A 20,681-nucleotide genomic window follows, 5' to 3' on the forward strand; every position below is an offset into this window, starting at 1 on the left:
GTTCGTAGCCAAGTGCTCTATCCAGCTGAGCTATGAGCGCATTAAGTAAAGTGGCGGTGAGAGAGGGATTCGAACCCTCGGTACAGTTACCCGTACGCATCCTTAGCAGGGATGTGGTTTAAGCCACTCACCCATCTCACCGTAACGAGCCGCCATAATACAAACTAAAGCCCATGACTGCAAGTCATCACTTCTAATTTTTCTTAGTTTTTTATCCAATCATCTATTTTTTAAACAAAAACCACATTAATTTGAGTATTTTCATGCACTGGGCTTGCTACTATAGCGATAAGCACGAATGTATTCGGCCCAAACAGGCATCACACAATCTTGCAATCCATTACGTGCAGTATGTAATGCGATGACGTATGCTAAACTTATCTTCTGTTATGAAGTCAAACGAAATTATGAAAAACTGGATCGATCCTGAAGCAAAAGCGGAAGCTGAACGTTACGATAATCCTATTCCTAGCCGAACCCTTATTCTTAGCACATTAGAACAATTGAATACGCCGCAGTCTCATGCCGAGCTGGTCGAGCATTTTGATATTTTTGATCAAAAAAGTATTGATGCCTTGAGCCATCGTCTGATTGCCATGGTGCGTGATGGTCAGCTGGCAAAAGATGGTTTCAGATTCCAGCTCATTGGTGAGCAACCTACGTTTGATGCCACCGTATATATCAATGCCAAAGGTTTAGGTTCGGCGCATATCGACGGACAAACCGATTTACTCTTGCCTGAACGTGAACTCCGTTTGGTTTTCAATGGTGATCGCGTGACTGTGCGTCAAAGCTCTGTCGATCGTAAAGGCAAAGCATGGGGCTTTATCACAGAAGTATTGCAGCGCCGTGTGAAACAGGTGATTGGTAAATTAAATGTCCATGATGGCGAGTATTTTTTACAGCCAAGTGCTCCAAATGCCCATCAGCCTATTCCGCTTGAAAAAGAATTGGTCGAGCACGCCAAGGTCAATGTTGGCGATCATCTACGTATTGCAATTGATGATTATCCAACACGTGAAGAGTTTGCAACTGGGCACATTGTGCAGTCGATGTCGGATAAAGCCGATACTGAAATTATCATTCCGCAAACGATTTTAGAATTTGGTCTGCCGTATGAGTTTTCAGATGAAGTGATTCAGGAAGCTGAGAGTTTTAAAGAACCCTCGAAAAAAGATATTGAAGGTCGAATCGATTTACGCGATCTACCGCTGGTTACCATTGACGGCGAAGACGCACGCGACTTTGATGATGCCGTTTATGCCGAAAAACGCGCAGGTGGCGGCTACCGTGTCGTGGTTGCAATTGCCGATGTAAGCCATTATGTGCGTGTTGGAAAACCGCTTGATGATGAGGCACAAGAACGCGGTACATCGGTCTATTTTCCGCATTTTGTATTGCCGATGCTGCCAGAGGCACTCTCGAACGGTTTATGTTCGCTCAATCCGCATGTCGATCGTCTGTGTATGGTGTGTGATCTCAAGCTATCGCGTGCAGGACGCGTCATGAGCTATGAGTTTTATCCATCCGTCATGCATTCAAAAGCGCGTCTCACCTATACCCAAGTGGCGCGGTATTTTGAGGGACATACCGATGCGATTCCAAATGACAAAAGTGTGCAAAAATCACTAAATACACTGTTTCAGCTCTATCAAACTTTAAAAGACTTGCGTGCCAAACGTCATGCGATGGAGTTTGAAACGGTTGAAACCTACATGACCTTTGATGCTCTAGGTGGTATTAACGAAATTTTGCCACGTACCCGGAACGATGCACATAAACTGATTGAAGAATGCATGTTGCTTGCCAACGTCGCAGCCGCTGAATACGCCTTGGCCAATGATATTCCGATGCTTTATCGTGTACATGAGCCACCTGAGTTCTCTCGCATTCAAAAGGTTAAAGATTTTGTTAAATTACTCGGCCTTCCGTTTCCAGACCAGCCAACACAGGCCGATTACCAGCGCGTGATTGAAGCCACTAAAGACCGAATTGATGCGCCAAGTATTCATTCCGTGTTGCTGCGCTCTATGATGCAGGCGTACTACGGTGCAAAAAATGCGGGACACTTTGGTTTGGCTTATGAGGCCTATACGCATTTCACCTCACCGATTCGTCGTTATCCGGATTTATTATTACATCGTGCACTCAAAGCACATTTACAGCATAAACCATCTCCACTTTCGGGTGCCGCGCTCGATGAAGCTGGTGAGCATTTCTCACGTACCGAGCGTCGTGCAGATGAGGCATCACGTAGTGTAACCACATGGCTTAAATGTCATTATATGCAGCAACATTTAGGTGAAGAGTTTATTGGTAATATTAGCGCGGTTACCGAGTTTGGGCTGTTTGTTACCTTAAAAGATTTATATGTCGATGGCATGATTCATGTGAGCCAATTAGGCGATGACTTCTTTATCTATGATCAAGCCAGTCAGAGCCTTGTGGGGCAAAATCGTGGGCAAATCTTTGGTTTGGGCGACGAAGTCAAAATCAAGGTCGCAGGCGTGAATCTTGATGAACGTAAAATCGATTTCGAACTGACGCAGCAAATCACGCATGCCGGCCGTATCATTCGTAGCCGTGCCCCGCGCACTACAAAAGCTCAAGCCACTGAACAGGTGTTTCATGGTGCGTCGGATACACAGCCACGTGAACAGCAACGCTCCGAGAAAAAAGACAAAAGCAAGCCAAGCTCTTATACCAAAAAGACAGGCAAGAAAAAAACCTCGTCCAAAACCGCAGTGAAAGCGGAAAAGGACAAGAAAAAGTCTAAAGTCAAAAAGAAAAAGTCCAATGCCAAACCTAAAAGTGATTAATCTAATTGCAGATTAATTTTAGGTCTATGGCAACGATGGCCTAGCATTCATTGACATGCTAGGCCGTCAAAATAAGGTAAAGATTATTTTAACCCAGCAAAAAAGAAATAAAGCATCCTTGATTTCCAGCGCTCGAAGCCTTACATCTATAAGTAAGTTCACTCGATACGGCGAAGACAATGCAATTAGAAAAAGCACATTTACCTGTTCCTCAATTTGACCAGATTCAACTGGACACCCTCAAACAAGATATCGAAAAAAATATTCAGGCAGGTCAACGCTTTCTCGATCAATTAGATACGCCACCTTCAGACTTTGCCGCACAACATGCGCTGGTACAACAGCTTGATCAGCTCGAAAATGCCATGAGCGAATCTTGGGGCGTGTTATCACACTTAAATGCCGTGATGAACAATGCTCAGACGCGTGAAGTCTATCAGGCGCTTTTACCGAGCTTGAGTGAATATTATACGCAGTTGGGTCAACACACAGCGCTGTATCAAAGCTATCAACAGCTTCACGACAGCAGTCAATTTTCAAGTTTAAGTGCTGACGAACAAAGCGCGATTCGGTTGGCCTTACGAGACTTTAAACTTTCAGGTGTCGCATTAGAAGGTGCCAACAAAGCACGTCATGCAGAAATTTCGGCGCGCCTGTCGCAATTGTCTTCAGACTTTTCCAATCATGTTTTGGATGCCACACAAGCGTATTTCAAACCGCTGTCTGAAGAGGAACTTATAGGTTTACCGCAAAGTAGTATCGAATTGCTCAAACAATACGGTCAACAGCGTGAACTAAATCAGCCCGTGGCGACGCTAGATTTTCCTGCCTATCTGGCCATCATGACCTATGCCGAAAATCGTGAGTTACGTGAAACGCTCTATAAAGCTTACACGACACGCGCCTCGGATCAGGCCGATCATCCAGAGTACGATAATACTGCGGTAATGGAAGAGATTTTGGCACTGCGCCAAGAAATGGCGCAGCTCTTGGGCTTTGAAAATTTTGCCGCTTACTCACTGGCCAGTAAAATGGCACCTGATGTAGACACTGTACATGATTTTCTGGTTGATCTGGCGGCGCATGCACGCACACCTGCGCTAAAAGAAGTTGAGGAACTGACTGCAATTGCACGTCAAGACGGACTCGATAAGCTACAACCGTGGGACAGCGGCTATTACTCGGAAAAACTGAAACAGCAGCAGTTTAACTTATCGCAAGAAGCACTCAAACCTTACTTCCCTGCACCTAAAATCATTCAAGGTCTGTTTCAGATTGTGCAGCGTTTATACGGCATCGATATTGTAGAACGTGAAGCGCCAGTCTGGCATCCGGATGTGCGTTATTACGAACTTGAAGACCAAGGTCAAGTGCTGGCAGGTTTTTATTTCGATCTCTACGCGCGCAGCAGCAAACGTGGTGGCGCATGGATGAGTGGTTTCCGCTCACGTATGCAAAGCGCGCAAGGCTTACAAAAGCCAATCTGCTATATGGTGTGTAATTTTACGCCGCCAGTTGGCAAACAGCCTGCCCTGCTCACACATGATGAAGTGAATACGCTGTTTCATGAGTTTGGTCACGGCCTACACCACATGCTGACCGAAGTCGACAATATTTCAGTTGCAGGCACGCATGGGGTGGCATGGGATGCCGTCGAGCTGCCAAGCCAGTTTATGGAGTTTTGGACATGGGATCAGCAAAGTCTTAATCTGCTCAGTGAACATATCGAAACCAAAGCCCAGTTACCAGAAGCGTTACTCAATGCCTTGCTCAGCGCACGCTTTTTCCAGTCTGGCATGCAAACCTTACGTCAAATCGAATTTGCGCTCTTTGACTTAACGATTCACCGCAAGACACCTGCATTAACCAGCAGTCAGATTCAAGCCGAGCTGGATCAGATTCGCCGTGAATTTGCCGTTCTGCCAACTGCTGCTTACAATCGTTTCCAGCACAGTTTTAGCCATATTTTTGCTGGCGGTTATGCAGCGGGTTATTATTCCTATAAATGGGCAGAAGTGCTGGCCAGCGACGCATTTGACCGCTTTGAGCAAGAAGGAATTTTCAATACACAAACTGGTGCAGAGTTCCGTAAGGCCATATTGGCCGTTGGTGGCAAAGACACCGCACTGGATGCATTCGTAAATTTCCGTGGTCGTGAACCCAAAATTGATGCGCTATTGCGTCATCAAGGTTGGACGAACGACCCTCAAACGGCTTAAACTTATCCATCCAGATCAAGCAAGGTGAGTAAATCATGAAACGTCGATTCATTGCAGGTGCAAAATGCCCCAAATGTGGCGCAATGGACCGCGTGGTCATGTTAACCACAGATGAGCATGAATGGATCGAGTGTATCGAATGCGATTACACCGAAAATCGTCCTACTCATGTGGAGGAGCCAGAACAACCGGCTGCGCCAGATGAAGTGGGCGTGATTCAGTTCAAGCCACGAACTAAGTCTTAAATCAATAAAAAAGCACCCGAAGGTGCTTTTTTATTGGACTTATGAATACCAGCCAAACATTTTAAATAGATAAGGCGCAAAGGTTACAATCATTAAGGCGGGGAACAACACCATAATCGGAAGCAACCAGCGTTCATAACGATAATAAAAACTGGTGTATTTTTCTTTGGCTTCCTTATCGGCTGCCGAGACTTCTTCATCTCCCACCGACAGCCGCGTCAGTAAGTGATTCAGTGCCACTGGAGGCGTCACATAGCCCAGCTCGAAAGCCACCAAAACAATCATCCAGAAATGAATAGGATGAATCCCATTTTCGTAGGCCACAGGCGCAATGGTCGCTGCCACCAAAATCACTGCACCAAATGGATCGGTACACATTCCAATCAGCGCAAGCAACATGGCAATAAAGAACAATGAAATGGTAATACTGCCCAAGTGAGTCGGTAAATACTCGACAATCTCGGTACGTTCAATTAATCCACCAACACTTGCAGACAGTGCCATCAGAATAATTAAGGCGCCAATGTGTCCTACTGTTTCAGCGGTTGCGAAATGCATTGATCTGGCAAATCCACGGCGATACTGACTGCTTTGCGCACCATGTTCACGCAGAAAAGGCGAGTTCTTTTCATGCTCCTTAATTAAAGATTCATGCTCAGCCAATACAGGCACAGATTTTGGCTCTTTACGGATTTTATCAAACAAAATAATCGCGATCAGGATCAAAGGTAGAATCACTGGTGCGGTAAATTCGTTCATGCCGGTATCGAGTGCATATTTATAAAATGCCAGTACCACAATCGTAATCACAATATATGGAATAACCGGAATACAAGCACGCAGCATATTCGGTAATGCTACACGTGGCGAATTCACGCGGAATTTTGTATCGGCCAGTAATAATGATACGCCTAAAAAGATAAATGCAGTCAACCAGAAAACATAAAAGCCATGATCGAATAATTCATCTGAGGTGACATGACGGCTATCCAGCATGGCAATTAAAACCACCAGCAAACATGGTCGAACCACCACCCCGAGTGAGCCAGACATTGCCGATACAGCTAGCGCATATTGACGGCGTGCACCCGAATTCCAGACTTCTTTGTAAATAATTGCCCCTGCTGCAATTACGAAAATACCAGAAGCTCCGGTATAGGCAGTTGGAATCGCAGCAGCCAGCAAAATTAGCCATGTTAGGGTTTCAGGTGCTAGATTCCACGGGCGTAAAATATCCAGAAACAGATCCATCACTCGGGTTTGGGTCAGTAGCATCCCCGCCCAGATAAACAGCGCCAGATTTAGGAAAATCCCGGAAAACTCGACCAGAATTCCCAAGTAAATCCCTTGCCCCATCGGGTAATCCATAAAGAAGGTAAAGGCTAGACCCGTCAAAATCGACATATAGGCATACAGCGGTACACTGAGCAAGGCAAGGCCGATATTTCCTCCGGGTTGTGCCTGCTTAGGAATACGAAACAATTGAAATACACTGATCAATGTCAAAATACCAAATAAGCCAATCCATAGCCAAGACACCACCAATGCTTCATGGGTAATGGCCACACCGGACTGGATTAAAGAATGATACTGACTGATGGTCGATAGCGTCAGCAAAGCATTCCCGATGACCATTGCAATCGAGTACACCACAAAATCAATTTTTGATTTTGGGCTACGCAAACCAATATGATGAATTTTTAAACTGGCTGTAATCGCGGCAAAAAACACCATGATCAAAAGGAAAATCGTACGATTATCCACGCCAAATTTAAATATCCCAAAAAATCCTGTTTCAAGTGCGCGATAAGTCCGTAAGCTTGGGTGCTTGTCCAAATGCGCGATTGCCTTGTCATAAAACTGATATTTTTCTTCACACAACTGCTGTGCTGCCAGAAGTGATGCGCGAACGTCCTGTTCAGATGCTGCACCAAAGAAGTCGGCAAACTCATCATTTTTATTGGCTTTCATCTGCGCCTGAACTTGCGCATCAATATTAGGATGTCGATCGCAACTCGGCTTTTGTGGTTCAGCACGTAAAAATGAATATTGCATTCCAGTGGCCGGATCGCCATAGAGCCGTTCACCCATACGCAATAGCTGCCCATGAATCATTTCTCCTGTCCCGACAATCAAGGTCAGTAACAGCAAAATAAGGATGGCAAATGTCGAAATCCATTCATTCCAGATATAACCCAGCAGACCTAGGCCAGACCTTTGTTGTTGATTTTCTTGCATATCTATTCCACTTTATTTTGATTGTCAGGTTTATCTACCGATAAACATGCGTTCCTTGGCAGTAGGTATCCGCCCATCCGCCGTACGTTATATTTGTTTAAATTTGCAATACTCCGTTCAAGATAAGAATGACTCAAATGATTTTTTTAAAGGCGTTTTGTGTCAACTCTTTGCTACTTTAAATTGAGTATAGAGTAAATAAAGTCCGCCTGCGGCAGCGCCAGCAATTGCTCCAAGCAAATGTGATTCAATCAAAACAGGACTGCCAATCAATTGGGCCGTACCCGTTTGTCCAAATGTATTTTCCCAGATCACCTTGAGCACAATCAGCGCCAACACCAATGCGGCAAATTTTCGCTCCTTGCGATAACGTAACGACACCAATGCCACGGCCACATAGAGCCCATGCAGTACACCCGAAAAACCGGCATAGGCCTCGATATAGGGCATAAGATAATAAAATCCGAGGCTAATACAGGGTGAAATCGTCACAATCAAGATGAGCAACTGTCGATTCTTAACATGTGGAAAAATAAAGGGTAAACACACAAATGCCAGCAGATTTAAAATGAAATGAATCCAACCGACATGTACCCAATGCGCAGTCCAGAATCGCCAGAAGTCGTTGGCTTATTTCGACGACACTGCTTTCGGCGTTGTCGCAGGTTGACTGGCAGCAGCTGCACCATCGGCATTAAAAAGATCTTCCAAGTCAGATGATCCTTTACTTTGCTCATCCCAGAACGTACTCATACCACCGTCATCGGTACGGATACCTGTATGTTCGGTCCAGTAACGATCCGAAATATTTTGGACCATAACACCTGCCATGGCATCGATCAGTTTGAAATCTGGATTCACTGGTTTATCTTCGGCACGGGAGGCATCATAAGTTTTTAAAGCATCTCGAATCTTGCTGTCATCACCGCTGGCCTGTGCTGCAACCGCATACAGGGCATGCGATAAACGCACTCCTTTTTGCTCACCGATCTGTGCAGATTGTTTGAGTGTGGTATAAGGATCTGGTTTGCCATCTCCCGCCCCTGGCAATAACGTCCAGATTACGGCTCGGGTTGCATTTGGTGCGCCCCAAAACTTGGTATTGTCCAAACAGGTCATGCTGCGCTCTACAATACCTGCGATATCTTTGGGTACATTTACCGATCCACCCGAGTTGATGTCATTGGTAATGGCTTGCAAGCCACTCACCAAACCTAATAAGTAGATGGTCTGATCTAGATCGTTACGCATGGTTGGGCATGATTCGCCAAGATGGTAGTGGTACTTGCTCTCCCAGCGCTTTGCAAACAGTTGATATCCTGAATATTGTCTTTCTGCTGCCACGGCAGCCCAGCGTTTTTGTTCGATCCGGGCATCTTGAGCCTCAGAGACCTGACCTGCTTTGGATGCACGTAAATAGCGAAGTTCTTGCTCTAATGCCTGACGCTCTGCACACATGCCTGAAGCGGCATAAAGGAGCACTGCCATGCGAGTTGGATCTGCCCCCATGTCTTTGGTCGACATCACTACAGGCGTTAAGCTATTGCCAGCATTACAAACCATATCGACATCATCCATCTTTAGTATGGGCGGTACGATATGTTTTTCACCGAACTTCAAGGCGACGTTCGCACCCGATTTGATAAAATATGAACATCCAGAGAGTACAGATGTTGCAACAACCACTGCGGTCAGTCCTCGACCCAGTTTAAGCAGATTCGACATATCTCATTCCTCGAGGTAATTTTATTGTTTTGCTTTTGCCGTACATTAGCAGATGGATGATCCGTTTCAAAGCGTCAAAGGCGATGCTGCATTTCTATACTTTGACATATCTAAAGTAGAATGAATTGGCATTTTGACAAAAAATATATAAATTTTGGGCAAAAAAAAGTAGCATTGCGACGGTTCAGCACATGCTACTTATAAACTGGACAAATCCAGAATGAGACTATCGGTGTTGTAAATAATCCTTGATTACGGTTCCCACGCGTCCTACGATCACCGCCAGAACAAAGGCAATGACTGGAAACAACCATGCTGGAATATCGATCATTTCGACCTCCTTCACATTGAGCGTTGGTAAGGCTACTTTAGCGAATCGGTTTAAGAAGATTGAAGGATATTGTCTAACAATTCACACTTTTTAAGTTTTTTATGTAAGATGACCGAACAATTTTATTTTAAATTATCTTATTTATATGATTTATATCAAAAAAATTATAAGTCGCTACGCAAGATTGTTAAACAATCAACCTAACTTTGCCAGACGTTTCAGACGCTTCCAGTCTTGCTGTATCACCTGATCTCGCCAGATCACCATGGAGGCGCGAGAGGGAACTGTGCGTAAGATCATATACAACTCATGATCAATCACGCGCTCTAGCACAATTGAATAAGGCTGCGCTGAATCTGAAGCGTGGCAAGACCATAACTGCTGATCAAGTTGCCCTACCGCCATTACTCTGGGTCGACGTAAAAACATCGCAAAGCTGATTAGCATAAGGATATTGAGTAGCAACCATAGCCACAATGGACAAATCTGCCAGAGCAATCCACTGATTGAACCGAAAATCATGAGCTGAAACAAAAGGGCAAGCTTACTTCGTTTCAGCGCAAAATATGGCTGCTTAGCCATGCACGTAATGTTTCAATTTTACAATTAAATGCTTGAGTTCAACTTGAGGTGGTTCACTCACTTCCATAAACCAGTCGAGTAAATCTGGATCTTCTTGCGCGACCAGCTCGGCAAATAATGCTTTTTCTGTCGGATCAGCTGTCAGATAGTGATGTTTGACATACGGATCAAAGTACACATCAATTTCTTTTAAGCCACGTCGTGCACGGTAAATAACTTTACGTTCTTCAAGTGTTAGATCTTCAGACATATATTTCCCCTTTCTGATTAAGCCCTCATAGTTTACCCGAAGCATCTATCAATGGAGGAATGATTTTTATGGATTGACCAATTTCATCATTTCCAGATCATGATTGAGCATTCTTCACATTGTCTCTAGCTAGCGATTTGGCATTTACTGCACAAAGAATCAACACAGTTTAAAAAGGATTTCTCATGCAATCTGGTGCCATTCGTCCAATTCCCTCCATGCTACCACGTGCATTGTTTAATGAAGAACACAATGCATTTCGCGAAACCGTGCGCAAGTTTTATGAAAAAGAAGTGGTTCCCAATATCGAAAAATATGAAGCACAGCAACACGTTGATCGGGATTTATGGAATAAAGCGGGTGCTCTAGGCCTGTTATGCACCACCATGCCTGAAGAGTATGGTGGATCTGGAGTGGATCGACTCTACAGCATGATCTTGATTGAAGAACAAGCCTACGCCATGGATTCAAGTACCGGCTTTTCTTTACACTCCGACATTGTGGCCAATTACATCAATAATTTTGGGAATGAAGCACAAAAACAGCAGTGGTTGCCACGTATGGCGAGCGGTGAAGTTGTGACGACCATTGCCATGACTGAGCCGGGTACAGGCTCGGACTTACAAGCCGTGCGCACCAGTGCAGTACTCGATGGTGATGAATATGTAATCAATGGCTCTAAAATTTTTATTACCAACGGCTATCTTTGTGACATGGCCATTGTGGTGTGTAAAACCGGTCATAACGAAAAAGGCTCTGCCAATTTATCGCTGATCATGGTGGAAGCCAACCGTGCAGGATTTAGTAAAGGCAAACCGTTAAACAAGATTGGCATGAAAGGTCAGGATACCTGTGAGCTATTTTTTGATAACGTCCGCGTTCCCAAAGAAAACCTGCTGGGTATGGAAGGTATGGGCTTTATCATGCTAATGAAAGAACTGGCATGGGAACGTATGCTAGTGGCGATTATCTGCCAAGCCGGTGCTGAGGCTGCATTTGCCCACACGGTTCAATATACCAAAGACCGTAAAGCCTTTGGTAAAGCCATTGCAAGCTTTCAAAATACACGCTTCAAACTGGCCGAATTGCGCACAGAAATTGATTTTGGACGTGCCTATCTCGATCGTTGCATGCAATTACAGCTTGACGATCAACTTGGCATTGATGCAGCTGCGGCAGCCAAATACAAAATTTCAGATCTGTTCTCCAAAGTGGTCGATGATTGCTTACAATTGCATGGCGGCTACGGCTACATGATGGAGTATCCAATTGCACGCGCTTACATCGATAACCGGGCCAATCGTATTTATGCGGGAACAAATGAAATTATGAAAGAATTAATTGCCCGAACGCTTTAAGTTTATTGATTTAAATTAATAAAAAAGGGAGCAAACACGTGCTCCCCTTTTTTAATTTGATCATCTTCTATTACGAGACCAGTTTTGGCTTACGCTCTGCCACAGGTGTAGCCGTATGGAATTGCAAGACACCATCATCAAAACGCGCCTGTTTTAAAGCTTTACGATCGGCCAAATAATTATTGGTGACTTTCCAAGGCGCATGTTTACCTTGCTTTGGCATCACATTGGCCGCACGGGCAATATACCCCGAAGTTAGGCTTCCCATCACAGTATCATCAAGCAGCTCTGCCTGATCACCCTTTGGTATAACTTCATCGTAATGATGCTGATCCATATAATTGAGCAAGCGACAAATATAATCGGCAGCAATGTCGACTTTTAAAGTCCAAGATGCATTGATGTAACCAATAATCATGGCCATATTTGGCACATCACTCACCATCACGCCTTGATACAACATGCATTTAGAGGTATTCAATGGCTGACCATCGATTGAGCCTTTAATACCACCCAAAATCTGAATCTCAAGCCCAGTGGCAGACACAATAATATCGGCGTCTAGATGTTGCCCAGATTTTAACAAAATACCAGTTTCAGTCAGCTGTTGAATTTGATCGGTTTCAACACTGGCTTGACCAGAGCGCAAAATCTTAAATAGGTCACCATCAGGAACGACACACAAACGTTGATCCCAAGGATTATATGAAGGTGTAAAGTGTTTCATGTCCACTTTGCCCTTCAACTGCATTTCGATCGACTTCAGTAATAGTCGACGCACCAGCTTAGGCTGCTTTTGCGACAAGGCATAAATGCCGCGCTGTACGCCAATATTACGTGCACGGGTCAGTTTATAGGCGACATCTTCGGGCAAAATCTTGCGCATGCGATCATAAATCATATCGATGGCTGGAACTGAAGCGATATAAGTCGGTGAGCGTTGCAACATCGTGACATGTCCAGCTCCACCCTTCACCATGGCTGGCACTAGTGTAATCGCAGTGGCACCACTTCCAATAATCACCACTTTCTTTCCAGCATAATCTAGATTTTCTGGCCAGTGTTGTGGATGAATTAACTGACCTTTGAAGGCTTCCTTATTTGGGAAATCAGGTGCAAAACCTTGATCGTAGTTGTAATAGCCCGTGCAACCCACAATAAAATTCGCAATCCACGTCTGTTTTTTTTGTGTCGCATCTTCTATTTCAACAAACCATTTTTTTTGTAAAGAATCGTAATTTGCAGACAATACGCGGTGTTTGAAATGAATTTTTTCAGCCAGTTTATATTCATCGACCACTTCTGCCAGATAGTTTTTAATGGCAGGACCAGAAGCAAGCACATTGGCACTTTGCCATGGCTTGAAGTTAAAACCAAAAGTTGACATGTCAGAATCTGATCGAATACCTGGATAACGGAATAAATCCCATGTACCGCCAATACTCTCACGACGCTCAATGATCTCAAACTGACGTTGAGGAGAACTTTTTGAAAGGTGTGCGGCAATTCCAATGCCAGAAATACCTGCACCCACAATCAAGATATCAATGTGCTTTTCCATGTTGTTTTTATAACCTTGAAAACAGTTCAACTTTATTAAAGCACAAATTTGACAATACACAATGTCAAGTTTGAACCATTTATCGGGTTTTCATGTCAATACAGGACAAAATATACAGGCATAAAAAAAGACCGGTAAAAACCGATCTTTTTTTGAATAAGAAACTTATTCTGCTGAAGTGTTTACTTCGCGATCTACTAGCTCTACGTAAGCCATCGGCGCTGCATCACCAGCACGGAAGCCCGCTTTAAGAACACGTAGATAACCGCCGTTACGTTCTTTGTAACGAGGGCCGAGTACGGTAAATAATTTACCTACAGTTGCAGCATTACGAGTACGAGCAAACGCTAAGCGACGGTTTGCTACAGTATCGTTTTTCGCTAGAGTGATTAAAGGCTCAGCAACACGACGCAATTCTTTCGCTTTAGGCACAGTTGTTTTGATTAACTCGTGCTCAAACAATGAATTTGCCATGTTTTGAAACATCGCTTTACGATGGCTGCTTGTACGGCCTAATTTCACACCACTATTACGATGACGCATGGTGATAGTCCTACTTAATTAACGGCTGCGATAGGCAAAGCGATCGTCCATGCGTAAACTAGCAGGTGGCCAGTTTTCTAAACGCATGCCGAGTTGCAAGCCTTTCGAAGCTAAAACATCTTTAATCTCAGTCAACGATTTTTTACCTAGGTTAGGAGTTTTTAACAACTCAACTTCAGTACGTTGAACAAGATCACCAATGTAGTAAATATTTTCTGCTTTCAAACAGTTAGCAGAACGAACAGTAAGCTCTAGATCATCTACTGGACGAAGCAAGATTGGGTCAACTTCTTCACGAGGTTCTTGAGCAACAGGTGCTTGATCTTTCTGAAGATCAACAAAAATTGCAATTTGTTGTTGCAAGATTGTTGCCGCTTTGCGGATTGCTTCTTCAGGATCTACAGTTCCGTTGGTTTCAAGATCGATAACCAGTTTATCTAGATCGGTACGTTGTTCTACACGCGCATTTTCAACGGTGTAAGAAACACGTTTGATCGGGCTGTACGACGCATCTAACTGTAGGCGACCTACCGGGCGAGTTTCGCCTTCCGGGAAACGCGAGTCAGAAGTTTCATAACCACGACCTTGAGATACTTTCAAGCGCATTTTGATTGAGCCTGAAGCACTCAAAGTACCAATAAGATGTTCTGGATTGACCACTTCAACATTATGAGGTAAACGTAGATCAGCGGCAGTAATGTCGCCTGGTCCTTGTTTCTCTAATGTCAAATATGCTTCATTTTGATCGAACAGCTTAATAGACAATCCTTTAAGGTTCAGCAAGAGCTCGACGATGTCCTGCTGCAAGCCTTCTAAAGTACTGTACTCGTGCTCGACGCCTTCTATTTCAACTTCAACCACAGCAGCGCCAGGCAAAGAAGACAATAGAATGCGACGTAAAGCATTACCTAGAGTGTGACCAAAGCCACGCTCTAAAGGTTCCAGAATCACTTTTGCCGAGGTCCCGCTCACCGCTTCGACCTTGATCGCTTGCGGAGTTAGAAACTCGTTTGCAGTACGCGTCATTTATTGCTACCTCAAGGATTATTTAGAATACAATTCTACAATCAAGCTTTCGTTGATTTCAGCAGGCAAATCAGAACGATCTGGCGCAGCTTTGAACGTACCTTCAAGCTTAGAATGATCAACTTCCATCCAAGCAGGAATACCACGTTGAGCAGCTAATTCAATTGCGTTTTTGATACGTAATTGTTGTTTAGCACCTTCATGCACTGCAATCACGTCACCCGCTTTCACTTGAATAGACGCGATGTTTACACGACGGCCATTTAAAGTGATTGAACGGTGACTTACCAACTGACGAGCTTCTGCACGTGTAGAACCAAAACCCATGCGATAAACAACGTTATCGAGGCGGCTTTCAAGCAATTTCAACAAGTTTTCACCTGTTGCGCCTTTAACACGAGCTGCTTCTTTATAGTAATTACTAAATTGACGCTCTAACACACCGTACATACGACGTACTTTTTGTTTTTCACGTAATTGTAGTGAATACTCTGATTGCTTACCGCGAGCTTGGCCATGTTGACCAGGCGCTTTCGCATGTTTTTTAGTTTTGACGTCAAATGGTTTAACGCCAGATTTAAGCTGCAGGTCTGTCCCTTCGCGACGAGAGAGTTTGCATTTTGGACCAATATAACGAGCCATGAATGTTTCTCCTTACACGCGACGTTTTTTAGGTGGACGGCAACCGTTGTGAGGGATTGGAGTCACATCGGTAATGCTGTTGATCTTATAACCCACTGCGCCTAATGCACGAACCGCAGACTCACGACCTGGACCAGGACCTTTTACAAGGACGTCTAGGTTTTTCAAACCGTAATCCAAAGCTGCTTTACCAGCAACTTCAGCAGCTACCTGAGCAGCAAACGGAGTTGATTTACGTGAACCACGGAAGCCTTGTCCACCTGAGGTGGCCCAAGCCAATGCATTACCTTGACGATCGGTAATCGTAACAATGGTGTTATTAAAAGACGCGTGAATGTGTGCAACACCTTCAGAGACGGTACGGGTGACCTTCTTGCGTGTGCGAGTATCTTTAGCCATCTTTTAGCTTCCAGAAATCTTACTTTTTAATCGGTTTGCGCGGACCTTTACGGGTACGTGCGTTAGTTTTGGTGCGTTGTCCGCGGACAGGCAAGCTGCGACGATGACGAAGGCCACGGTAGCAACCTAAATCCATTAAACGTTTAATGTTCATGGAAATTTCGCGACGTAAGTCACCTTCGGTTGGAACCTTAGCAACTTCTGCACGAATCGCATCAAGCTGAGCATCATCCAACTCACGGATTTTAGTGGTTTGACCAATACCAGCAGCAGCTAAGATGTTCTTAGCAGTGTGGCGACCAATACCAAAAATATACGTGAGGGAGATAACAGCATGCTTGTTATCCGGAATGTTTACACCGGCAATACGAGCCATTCACTTTCTCCAAAAAGGCAGTAGATAATCAACCGCCCCACAAAAAATCTTTGAGGGGCGGATATTAACCTAATTAGCCTACTGAAATCAACAGGTCTTGATCAGATTAACCTTGACGCTGCTTATGACGAGGTTCTGCGCTACAAATTACGCGAATTACCCCATTACGACGGATAACTTTACAGCTACCACAAATTTTCTTTACAGAAGCTTGTACTTTCATGATGAAACCTCTAAGTGCGCTTATCCCTTAGGATGAGCAGTCGTTTTTCTCATTAACGTTTGATTGTCATATTGATGAGACGTGAGATGTGCTTGCAATTGAGCCATAAAGTCCATCACCACAACCACTACGATCAGCAACGATGTACCGCCCAAATGGAACGGAATACCGAATGAATTCTGTAGGATCATTGGCATCAAACACACCACAGTAATATAAATCGCACCAATAAACGTCAAACGATTAAGAATATGATCTAAATAACGAGCCGTTTGCTCACCTGGGCGTATACCAGGTACATATGCGCCGCTACGTTTTAGGTTTTCTGACACTTCTTTCGGACTGAAAACCAGTGCCGTGTAGAAATAACAGAAGAAAATAATTAACGTACCGAACAGCATTAAATACAACGGCTGTCCAGGCGATAACACGAGTGCCAAATCTTGCAAGCTACGCTTTACAATACCCGCATTCGGATCTGCACTACCTAACCATTGACCCAAGCTCGCTGGAAATAATAACAATGAGCTTGCAAAAATAGCTGGAATTACACCTGCCATATTAATTTTCAATGGCAAATGCGTTTGCTGTGCAGTGAATATCCGGCGACCTTGTTGCTTTTGTGCATAGTTAACAGGAATGCGTCGTTGTGCTTTTTCGATAAACACAATTGCTGCAAGGACAGCAAGAGATAACAAGGCAAATACGGCAATTCCAATTAAACTGCCCTGCCCATTTTGGACAGAAGTAAAGGCCTGAATTACCTGATTGGGTAACCCTGCAACAATTCCTGCAAAAATGATCATCGAGATACCATTACCAATACCACGTTCGGTAATTTGTTCTCCCAACCACATTAGGAACATCGTTCCAGCAACCAAAGAGGTTACCGCAGGAACATAAAATGCTAGTCCGGAAGTCAGCGTAATTCCCTGACTAATCAGACCAGCACACATCCCTACACCTTGCACGAGTGCAAGAAATAAGGTGCCATAACGCGTGTATTGATTAATTTTGCGCTTGCCTTGCTCGCCTTCTTTCTTTAAAGCTTCTAGCGAAGGAACGACCGTAGACATTAACTGCACGATAATCGATGCTGAAATATACGGCATGATCCCTAGTGCGAGAATTGACATACGTTCTAATGCACCGCCAGAGAACATATTAAATAAACCCAAGAAGGTTCCTTCATTGGCTTTAAAAAAACGTGCTAGCGCTACATTATCAATACCCGGCAACGGAATATGCGCTCCTAGTCGAAAGACCAGCAATGCACCAATCAAGAACATTAATCGGCGAATAATTTCACGGTATTTCACGTGAAACGGCTGTCCTTTCATCATGTTGACATGACCTGAAGAACTAGGAGACATAGACACTCGGCATTACTCCTCGACTTTACCGCCAGCAGCTTCAATTGCAGCTTTAGCGCCTTTAGTCAAAGCAACACCTTGCACAGTAAACGCGCGAGTTACTTCACCAGAAAGAACAACACGTGCACGAACTTGGTCACGACGAACAACGTTCGCAGCTTTCAAAGTTTCAAGGCTAACAACTTCGCCTTCCACTTTGTTGAGTTCAGATAAACGCACTTCAGCAGTTTTCAAAGCGATTTGGCTAGTGAAACCGAATTTAGGCAAACGACGATAAATCGCTGTTTGACCGCCTTCAAAGCCTGGGCGTACACCACCGCTCTTACGTGATTTTTGACCTTTGACACCACGGCCACCAGTCTTACCAACGCCAGAGCCGATACCACGACCTAAACGACGGTTGTCACGTTTTGCACCTTCTGCAGGTGCAAGTTCATTTAAACGCAGAGTCATGGTTTACTCCTCTACACTAACCATATAGTAGACTTTGTTGATCATACCGCGGTTTGAAGGAGTATCTTGTACTTCTACCGTATGACCAATACGACGCAGACCTAAACCTTGTAGGCAAAGTTTGTGATTTTTCAAACGATGCGAAGCAGATTTGATCTGGGTAACTTTAATCGTTTTCATGATTGATTACCCTTGAATTTGTTCTACTGAAAGACCACGTTTTGCAGCAACTTTCTCAGGAGAAGTCATATCACGCAAACCTTTAAAAGTCGCGTTTACTACATTCGCAGCATTCGTAGAACCATAACATTTAGCAAGTACGTTATGTACACCAGCAGCTTCTAAAACGGCACGCATAGCACCACCAGCAATTACGCCAGTACCTTCAGAAGCAGGTTGCATGTACACACGGCTTGCGCCATGACGAGCATTCACAGGGTGTTGTAGAGTAGTACCCGCAAGGTCAACTGTAATCATGTTACGACGAGCAGCTTCAAGTGCTTTAGAAATAGCAGCTGGAACTTCACGTGCTTTACCACGACCAAAACCTACACGGCCATTTCCGTCGCCCACAACAGTCAATGCTGTGAAAGAGAAAATACGACCACCTTTAACAACCTTGGCTACACGATCAACGGCAACCAGCTTCTCAACGAGACCTTCGTTTTGTTCAACTTTCGCCATGATTAGAACTCCAAGCCGCCTTCACGAGCAGCATCAGCCAAGGCTTTGATACGACCATGATATTTAAAACCAGAACGGTCAAACGCAACTTTAGTAACACCAGCTGCTTTAGCACGTTCAGCAATTAAAGCACCTACTTTAGTAGCCGCTTCAACGTTACCAGTAGTACCACTACGCAATGATGTATCCAAAGTAGAAGCTTGCGCTAAAACTTTGCCACCATCTGCTGAAATAACTTGTGCGTAGATGTGACGCGGCGTGCGGTTTACACACAAACGAGTCGCACCCAATGCACGGATGTGCAAGCGTGTGCTTTTCGCACGACGCAAACGGGATTGTTTCTTTTCGTTCATAAGAACCTCGCGCCTTATTTCTTCTTAGCTTCTTTACGAAGAACAACTTCATCCGAATAACGAACACCTTTACCTTTATACGGCTCTGGTGGACGGTAACCACGGATTTCTGAAGCAACTTGACCTAGTAACTGCTTGTCTGCAGACTTCAAAATAATTTCAGTCGCAGTTGGAGTTTCAGCAGTTACACCTTCAGGAAGGCTATACTCGATTGGGTGAGAAAAACCGAGGTTAAGGTTAATACTTGCACCTTTAACCGCAGCTTTGTAACCAACACCAATCAGTTGTAACTTACGTTCGAAGCCTTCGTTAACACCTTTTACAAGGTTGTTTAACACAGCGCGAGCAGTACCAGCTTGCATCCAAGCGTCTTTAGACTCTTTAACTGGAGCAAGTTGAAGTTTACCTTCTTCCTGTTTTAGCTCGACCAGCGCATGCAGGTTGAAAGACAATGTACCTTTAGTGCCTTTCACTTCGACCTGCCGGCCGTTCTGAGTAACTGTAACACCGTTAGGTACAGTTACTGGGGCTTTAGCCACACGAGACATGAGGAATCACCTATTAAGAAACAAAAGCAATAACTTCACCACCGATACCTGCAGCACGTGCAGCGCGATCAGTCATGATGCCTTTGCTTGTAGAAACAATTGCAATACCCAAACCTTGCTTAACGCTCGGTAGTTTATCTTTACCGCGATATTGGCGAAGACCTGGACGGCTTACGCGCTTCACAGTTTCGATAACTGGTTTGCCTTCAAAATATTTTAAAGTCAAAGTTAAAGTCGCTTTAGCTTCTTCTTGCGCAACTTCAACGTTAGAAATATAACCTTCTTGTTGAAGTACGTTTGCAATTGCAACTTTTAACTTAGAACTTGGCATAGAAACAGATTGTTTCTTCGCCATTTGTGCGTTACGAACACGTGTTAGCATGTCGGCAACGGTATCTTGCATACTCATCTATAGTCGCCCCTTACCAGCTTGCCTTAACAACGCCTGGTACATCACCCTGCATTACTGTGTCACGTAGTTTGTTACGGCTTAAACCGAACTTACGGAAGTAACCATGAGGACGACCAGTTAAACCACAACGGTTACGAAGACGAACAGGAGATGCATTACGTGGCAATGCCTGTAACTTTAACATCGCTTCAAAACGCTCTTCGTCGCTTGCATTTACGTTTGCAATCGTTGCTTTTAATTCAGCACGTTTTGCAGCGTATTTAGCAACAGTTTGTTCGCGTTTTAATTCGCGATTAATCATACCTTTCTTAGCCATATCGA

General features: G+C 44.3%; 23 protein-coding genes, 1 tRNA gene and 1 pseudogene. 4 read left to right on the forward strand and 21 right to left on the reverse strand.

Annotation, left to right across the window (positions count from 1 at the left end; translation table 11 throughout):
• Positions 1 to 51: 51 nt before the first annotated feature.
• Positions 52 to 141 (reverse strand) — tRNA-Ser (locus ADA42_RS00200).
• A gap of 263 nt (positions 142 to 404) precedes the next feature.
• On the opposite strand from ADA42_RS00200, the gene rnr reads away from it, so the two are divergent.
• The 3 genes from rnr (at position 405) to ADA42_RS00215 (ending at position 5,283) form a co-directional block, all read left to right on the forward strand.
• Positions 405 to 2,819, forward strand: coding sequence for a ribonuclease R (rnr, locus tag ADA42_RS00205; protein ID WP_204367434.1), 2,415 nt, complete (start codon positions 405 to 407; stop codon positions 2,817 to 2,819).
• A gap of 179 nt (positions 2,820 to 2,998) precedes the next feature.
• Entirely contained in the window at positions 2,999 to 5,038 is a 2,040-nt protein-coding gene (locus ADA42_RS00210) for a M3 family metallopeptidase (protein ID WP_048763041.1), read from the forward strand.
• A gap of 35 nt (positions 5,039 to 5,073) precedes the next feature.
• The gene (locus ADA42_RS00215) at positions 5,074 to 5,283 is read left to right on the forward strand and encodes a YheV family putative zinc ribbon protein (RefSeq protein WP_004934591.1); all 210 of its coding nucleotides are present in this window, start codon (positions 5,074 to 5,076) and stop codon (positions 5,281 to 5,283) included.
• A gap of 39 nt (positions 5,284 to 5,322) precedes the next feature.
• Here the strand turns inward: ADA42_RS00215 and ADA42_RS00220 are convergent, their stop codons facing one another.
• The 5 genes and pseudogenes from ADA42_RS00220 to ADA42_RS00240 all read right to left on the reverse strand — a co-directional run bounded on the left by ADA42_RS00220 (position 5,323) and on the right by ADA42_RS00240 (position 10,409).
• Positions 5,323 to 7,521 carry a TRAP transporter large permease subunit gene (locus ADA42_RS00220; RefSeq protein ID WP_025095660.1) on the reverse strand — a complete coding sequence of 733 codons (2,199 nt, stop codon included), beginning with the start codon at positions 7,519 to 7,521 and terminating at the stop codon, positions 5,323 to 5,325.
• A gap of 162 nt (positions 7,522 to 7,683) precedes the next feature.
• Positions 7,684 to 8,145 (reverse strand): annotated as a pseudogene (gene rrtA, locus ADA42_RS00225) (rhombosortase); the annotation flags it as partial.
• Between the two features lie 6 nt (positions 8,146 to 8,151).
• The gene (locus ADA42_RS00230; protein ID WP_048763042.1) at positions 8,152 to 9,246 is read right to left on the reverse strand and encodes a hypothetical protein; all 1,095 of its coding nucleotides are present in this window, start codon (positions 9,244 to 9,246) and stop codon (positions 8,152 to 8,154) included.
• 526 nt (positions 9,247 to 9,772) lie between these two features.
• A complete protein-coding gene (locus ADA42_RS00235) occupies positions 9,773 to 10,159 on the reverse strand; it encodes a hypothetical protein (protein WP_004945199.1) in 387 nt (128 codons plus the stop codon).
• Positions 10,152 to 10,409, reverse strand: coding sequence for a succinate dehydrogenase assembly factor 2 (locus tag ADA42_RS00240; RefSeq protein WP_004934571.1), 258 nt, complete (start codon positions 10,407 to 10,409; stop codon positions 10,152 to 10,154). The genes ADA42_RS00235 and ADA42_RS00240 overlap by 8 nt, the downstream gene beginning before the upstream one ends.
• Before the next feature lie 185 nt (positions 10,410 to 10,594).
• Between ADA42_RS00240 and ADA42_RS00245 the strand changes: the two genes are divergently transcribed.
• Complete coding sequence (locus tag ADA42_RS00245; RefSeq protein WP_048763043.1) at positions 10,595 to 11,767, forward strand: acyl-CoA dehydrogenase family protein; 1,173 nt, start codon at positions 10,595 to 10,597, stop codon at positions 11,765 to 11,767.
• Between the two features lie 70 nt (positions 11,768 to 11,837).
• Here ADA42_RS00245 and ADA42_RS00250 read toward each other — a convergent pair whose 3' ends face one another.
• The 15 genes from ADA42_RS00250 to rpsN form a co-directional block, all read right to left on the reverse strand.
• Positions 11,838 to 13,328, reverse strand: a complete 1,491-nt coding sequence (locus ADA42_RS00250; protein WP_025095662.1) for a flavin-containing monooxygenase — start codon at positions 13,326 to 13,328, stop codon at positions 11,838 to 11,840.
• A gap of 165 nt (positions 13,329 to 13,493) precedes the next feature.
• Positions 13,494 to 13,871 carry a 50S ribosomal protein L17 gene (gene rplQ, locus ADA42_RS00255; protein ID WP_004934563.1) on the reverse strand — a complete coding sequence of 126 codons (378 nt, stop codon included), beginning with the start codon at positions 13,869 to 13,871 and terminating at the stop codon, positions 13,494 to 13,496.
• An 18-nt stretch (positions 13,872 to 13,889) separates the two neighbouring features.
• Positions 13,890 to 14,897 carry a DNA-directed RNA polymerase subunit alpha gene (locus tag ADA42_RS00260; protein WP_004924164.1) on the reverse strand — a complete coding sequence of 336 codons (1,008 nt, stop codon included), beginning with the start codon at positions 14,895 to 14,897 and terminating at the stop codon, positions 13,890 to 13,892.
• An 18-nt stretch (positions 14,898 to 14,915) separates the two neighbouring features.
• Positions 14,916 to 15,539, reverse strand: coding sequence for a 30S ribosomal protein S4 (gene rpsD, locus ADA42_RS00265; RefSeq protein WP_004934559.1), 624 nt, complete (start codon positions 15,537 to 15,539; stop codon positions 14,916 to 14,918).
• A 12-nt stretch (positions 15,540 to 15,551) separates the two neighbouring features.
• Positions 15,552 to 15,938, reverse strand: coding sequence for a 30S ribosomal protein S11 (rpsK, locus tag ADA42_RS00270; RefSeq protein WP_001040166.1), 387 nt, complete (start codon positions 15,936 to 15,938; stop codon positions 15,552 to 15,554).
• Between the two features lie 19 nt (positions 15,939 to 15,957).
• Entirely contained in the window at positions 15,958 to 16,314 is a 357-nt protein-coding gene (gene rpsM / locus ADA42_RS00275) for a 30S ribosomal protein S13 (RefSeq protein WP_004934556.1), read from the reverse strand.
• Positions 16,315 to 16,420: 106 nt separating this feature from the next.
• A complete protein-coding gene (gene rpmJ, locus ADA42_RS17925; RefSeq protein ID WP_000867907.1) occupies positions 16,421 to 16,537 on the reverse strand; it encodes a 50S ribosomal protein L36 in 117 nt (38 codons plus the stop codon).
• A 20-nt stretch (positions 16,538 to 16,557) separates the two neighbouring features.
• Entirely contained in the window at positions 16,558 to 17,877 is a 1,320-nt protein-coding gene (gene secY, locus ADA42_RS00280) for a preprotein translocase subunit SecY (protein ID WP_171063726.1), read from the reverse strand.
• A 45-nt stretch (positions 17,878 to 17,922) separates the two neighbouring features.
• Positions 17,923 to 18,363 (reverse strand): 50S ribosomal protein L15, encoded by a 441-nt coding sequence (gene rplO, locus ADA42_RS00285; protein ID WP_004934550.1) that lies wholly within the window; start codon positions 18,361 to 18,363, stop codon positions 17,923 to 17,925.
• A gap of 3 nt (positions 18,364 to 18,366) precedes the next feature.
• Positions 18,367 to 18,543: a 50S ribosomal protein L30 gene (rpmD, locus tag ADA42_RS00290; RefSeq protein WP_004924142.1), complete on the reverse strand. Its 177-nt coding sequence runs from the start codon at positions 18,541 to 18,543 to the stop codon at positions 18,367 to 18,369.
• A gap of 6 nt (positions 18,544 to 18,549) precedes the next feature.
• Positions 18,550 to 19,047, reverse strand: a complete 498-nt coding sequence (rpsE, locus tag ADA42_RS00295; RefSeq protein ID WP_004657688.1) for a 30S ribosomal protein S5 — start codon at positions 19,045 to 19,047, stop codon at positions 18,550 to 18,552.
• A 2-nt stretch (positions 19,048 to 19,049) separates the two neighbouring features.
• Positions 19,050 to 19,400 carry a 50S ribosomal protein L18 gene (gene rplR, locus ADA42_RS00300; protein WP_004924139.1) on the reverse strand — a complete coding sequence of 117 codons (351 nt, stop codon included), beginning with the start codon at positions 19,398 to 19,400 and terminating at the stop codon, positions 19,050 to 19,052.
• A 14-nt stretch (positions 19,401 to 19,414) separates the two neighbouring features.
• Entirely contained in the window at positions 19,415 to 19,948 is a 534-nt protein-coding gene (gene rplF, locus ADA42_RS00305) for a 50S ribosomal protein L6 (protein ID WP_004934548.1), read from the reverse strand.
• A gap of 13 nt (positions 19,949 to 19,961) precedes the next feature.
• Positions 19,962 to 20,357: a 30S ribosomal protein S8 gene (rpsH, locus tag ADA42_RS00310; RefSeq protein ID WP_004934546.1), complete on the reverse strand. Its 396-nt coding sequence runs from the start codon at positions 20,355 to 20,357 to the stop codon at positions 19,962 to 19,964.
• Positions 20,358 to 20,370: 13 nt separating this feature from the next.
• Positions 20,371 to 20,676, reverse strand: coding sequence for a 30S ribosomal protein S14 (rpsN, locus tag ADA42_RS00315; protein WP_004934544.1), 306 nt, complete (start codon positions 20,674 to 20,676; stop codon positions 20,371 to 20,373).
• Positions 20,677 to 20,681: the final 5 nt, after the last annotated feature.

This window comes from Acinetobacter sp. 243_ASPC, from assembly GCF_001054715.1.
Classification (GTDB): Bacteria; Pseudomonadota; Gammaproteobacteria; order Pseudomonadales; family Moraxellaceae; genus Acinetobacter; species Acinetobacter soli.

What these genes read in the sequence shown, in the direction of transcription:
- rpsK (WP_001040166.1), bottom strand. Translation starts at nt 15,938, where the DNA reads ATGGCTAAAGATACTCGCACACGCAAGAAGGTCACCCGTACCGTCTCT.
- rpsD (WP_004934559.1), bottom strand. Translation starts at nt 15,539, where the DNA reads ATGGCTCGTTATATTGGTCCAAAATGCAAACTCTCTCGTCGCGAAGGG.
- rplO (WP_004934550.1), bottom strand. Translation starts at nt 18,363, where the DNA reads ATGACTCTGCGTTTAAATGAACTTGCACCTGCAGAAGGTGCAAAACGT.
- rplQ (WP_004934563.1), bottom strand. Translation starts at nt 13,871, where the DNA reads ATGCGTCATCGTAATAGTGGTGTGAAATTAGGCCGTACAAGCAGCCAT.
- secY (WP_171063726.1), bottom strand. Translation starts at nt 17,877, where the DNA reads ATGAAAGGACAGCCGTTTCACGTGAAATACCGTGAAATTATTCGCCGA.
- ADA42_RS00220 (WP_025095660.1), bottom strand. Translation starts at nt 7,521, where the DNA reads ATGCAAGAAAATCAACAACAAAGGTCTGGCCTAGGTCTGCTGGGTTAT.
- ADA42_RS00240 (WP_004934571.1), bottom strand. Translation starts at nt 10,409, where the DNA reads ATGTCTGAAGATCTAACACTTGAAGAACGTAAAGTTATTTACCGTGCA.
- rpmJ (WP_000867907.1), bottom strand. Translation starts at nt 16,537, where the DNA reads ATGAAAGTACAAGCTTCTGTAAAGAAAATTTGTGGTAGCTGTAAAGTT.
- rpsM (WP_004934556.1), bottom strand. Translation starts at nt 16,314, where the DNA reads ATGGCTCGTATTGCCGGTGTAAACATTCCGGATAACAAGCATGCTGTT.
- rpmD (WP_004924142.1), bottom strand. Translation starts at nt 18,543, where the DNA reads ATGAAAACGATTAAAGTTACCCAGATCAAATCTGCTTCGCATCGTTTG.
- ADA42_RS00250 (WP_025095662.1), bottom strand. Translation starts at nt 13,328, where the DNA reads ATGGAAAAGCACATTGATATCTTGATTGTGGGTGCAGGTATTTCTGGC.
- rpsN (WP_004934544.1), bottom strand. Translation starts at nt 20,676, where the DNA reads ATGGCTAAGAAAGGTATGATTAATCGCGAATTAAAACGCGAACAAACT.
- ADA42_RS00230 (WP_048763042.1), bottom strand. Translation starts at nt 9,246, where the DNA reads ATGTCGAATCTGCTTAAACTGGGTCGAGGACTGACCGCAGTGGTTGTT.
- rpsE (WP_004657688.1), bottom strand. Translation starts at nt 19,047, where the DNA reads ATGGCGAAAGTTGAACAAAACGAAGGTCTCGTTGAGAAGCTGGTTGCC.
- ADA42_RS00215 (WP_004934591.1), top strand. Translation starts at nt 5,074, where the DNA reads ATGAAACGTCGATTCATTGCAGGTGCAAAATGCCCCAAATGTGGCGCA.
- rplF (WP_004934548.1), bottom strand. Translation starts at nt 19,948, where the DNA reads ATGTCTCGTGTGGCTAAAGCCCCAGTAACTGTACCTAACGGTGTTACA.
- ADA42_RS00210 (WP_048763041.1), top strand. Translation starts at nt 2,999, where the DNA reads ATGCAATTAGAAAAAGCACATTTACCTGTTCCTCAATTTGACCAGATT.
- ADA42_RS00235 (WP_004945199.1), bottom strand. Translation starts at nt 10,159, where the DNA reads ATGGCTAAGCAGCCATATTTTGCGCTGAAACGAAGTAAGCTTGCCCTT.
- ADA42_RS00245 (WP_048763043.1), top strand. Translation starts at nt 10,595, where the DNA reads ATGCAATCTGGTGCCATTCGTCCAATTCCCTCCATGCTACCACGTGCA.
- ADA42_RS00260 (WP_004924164.1), bottom strand. Translation starts at nt 14,897, where the DNA reads ATGACGCGTACTGCAAACGAGTTTCTAACTCCGCAAGCGATCAAGGTC.
- rpsH (WP_004934546.1), bottom strand. Translation starts at nt 20,357, where the DNA reads ATGAGTATGCAAGATACCGTTGCCGACATGCTAACACGTGTTCGTAAC.
- rplR (WP_004924139.1), bottom strand. Translation starts at nt 19,400, where the DNA reads ATGAACGAAAAGAAACAATCCCGTTTGCGTCGTGCGAAAAGCACACGC.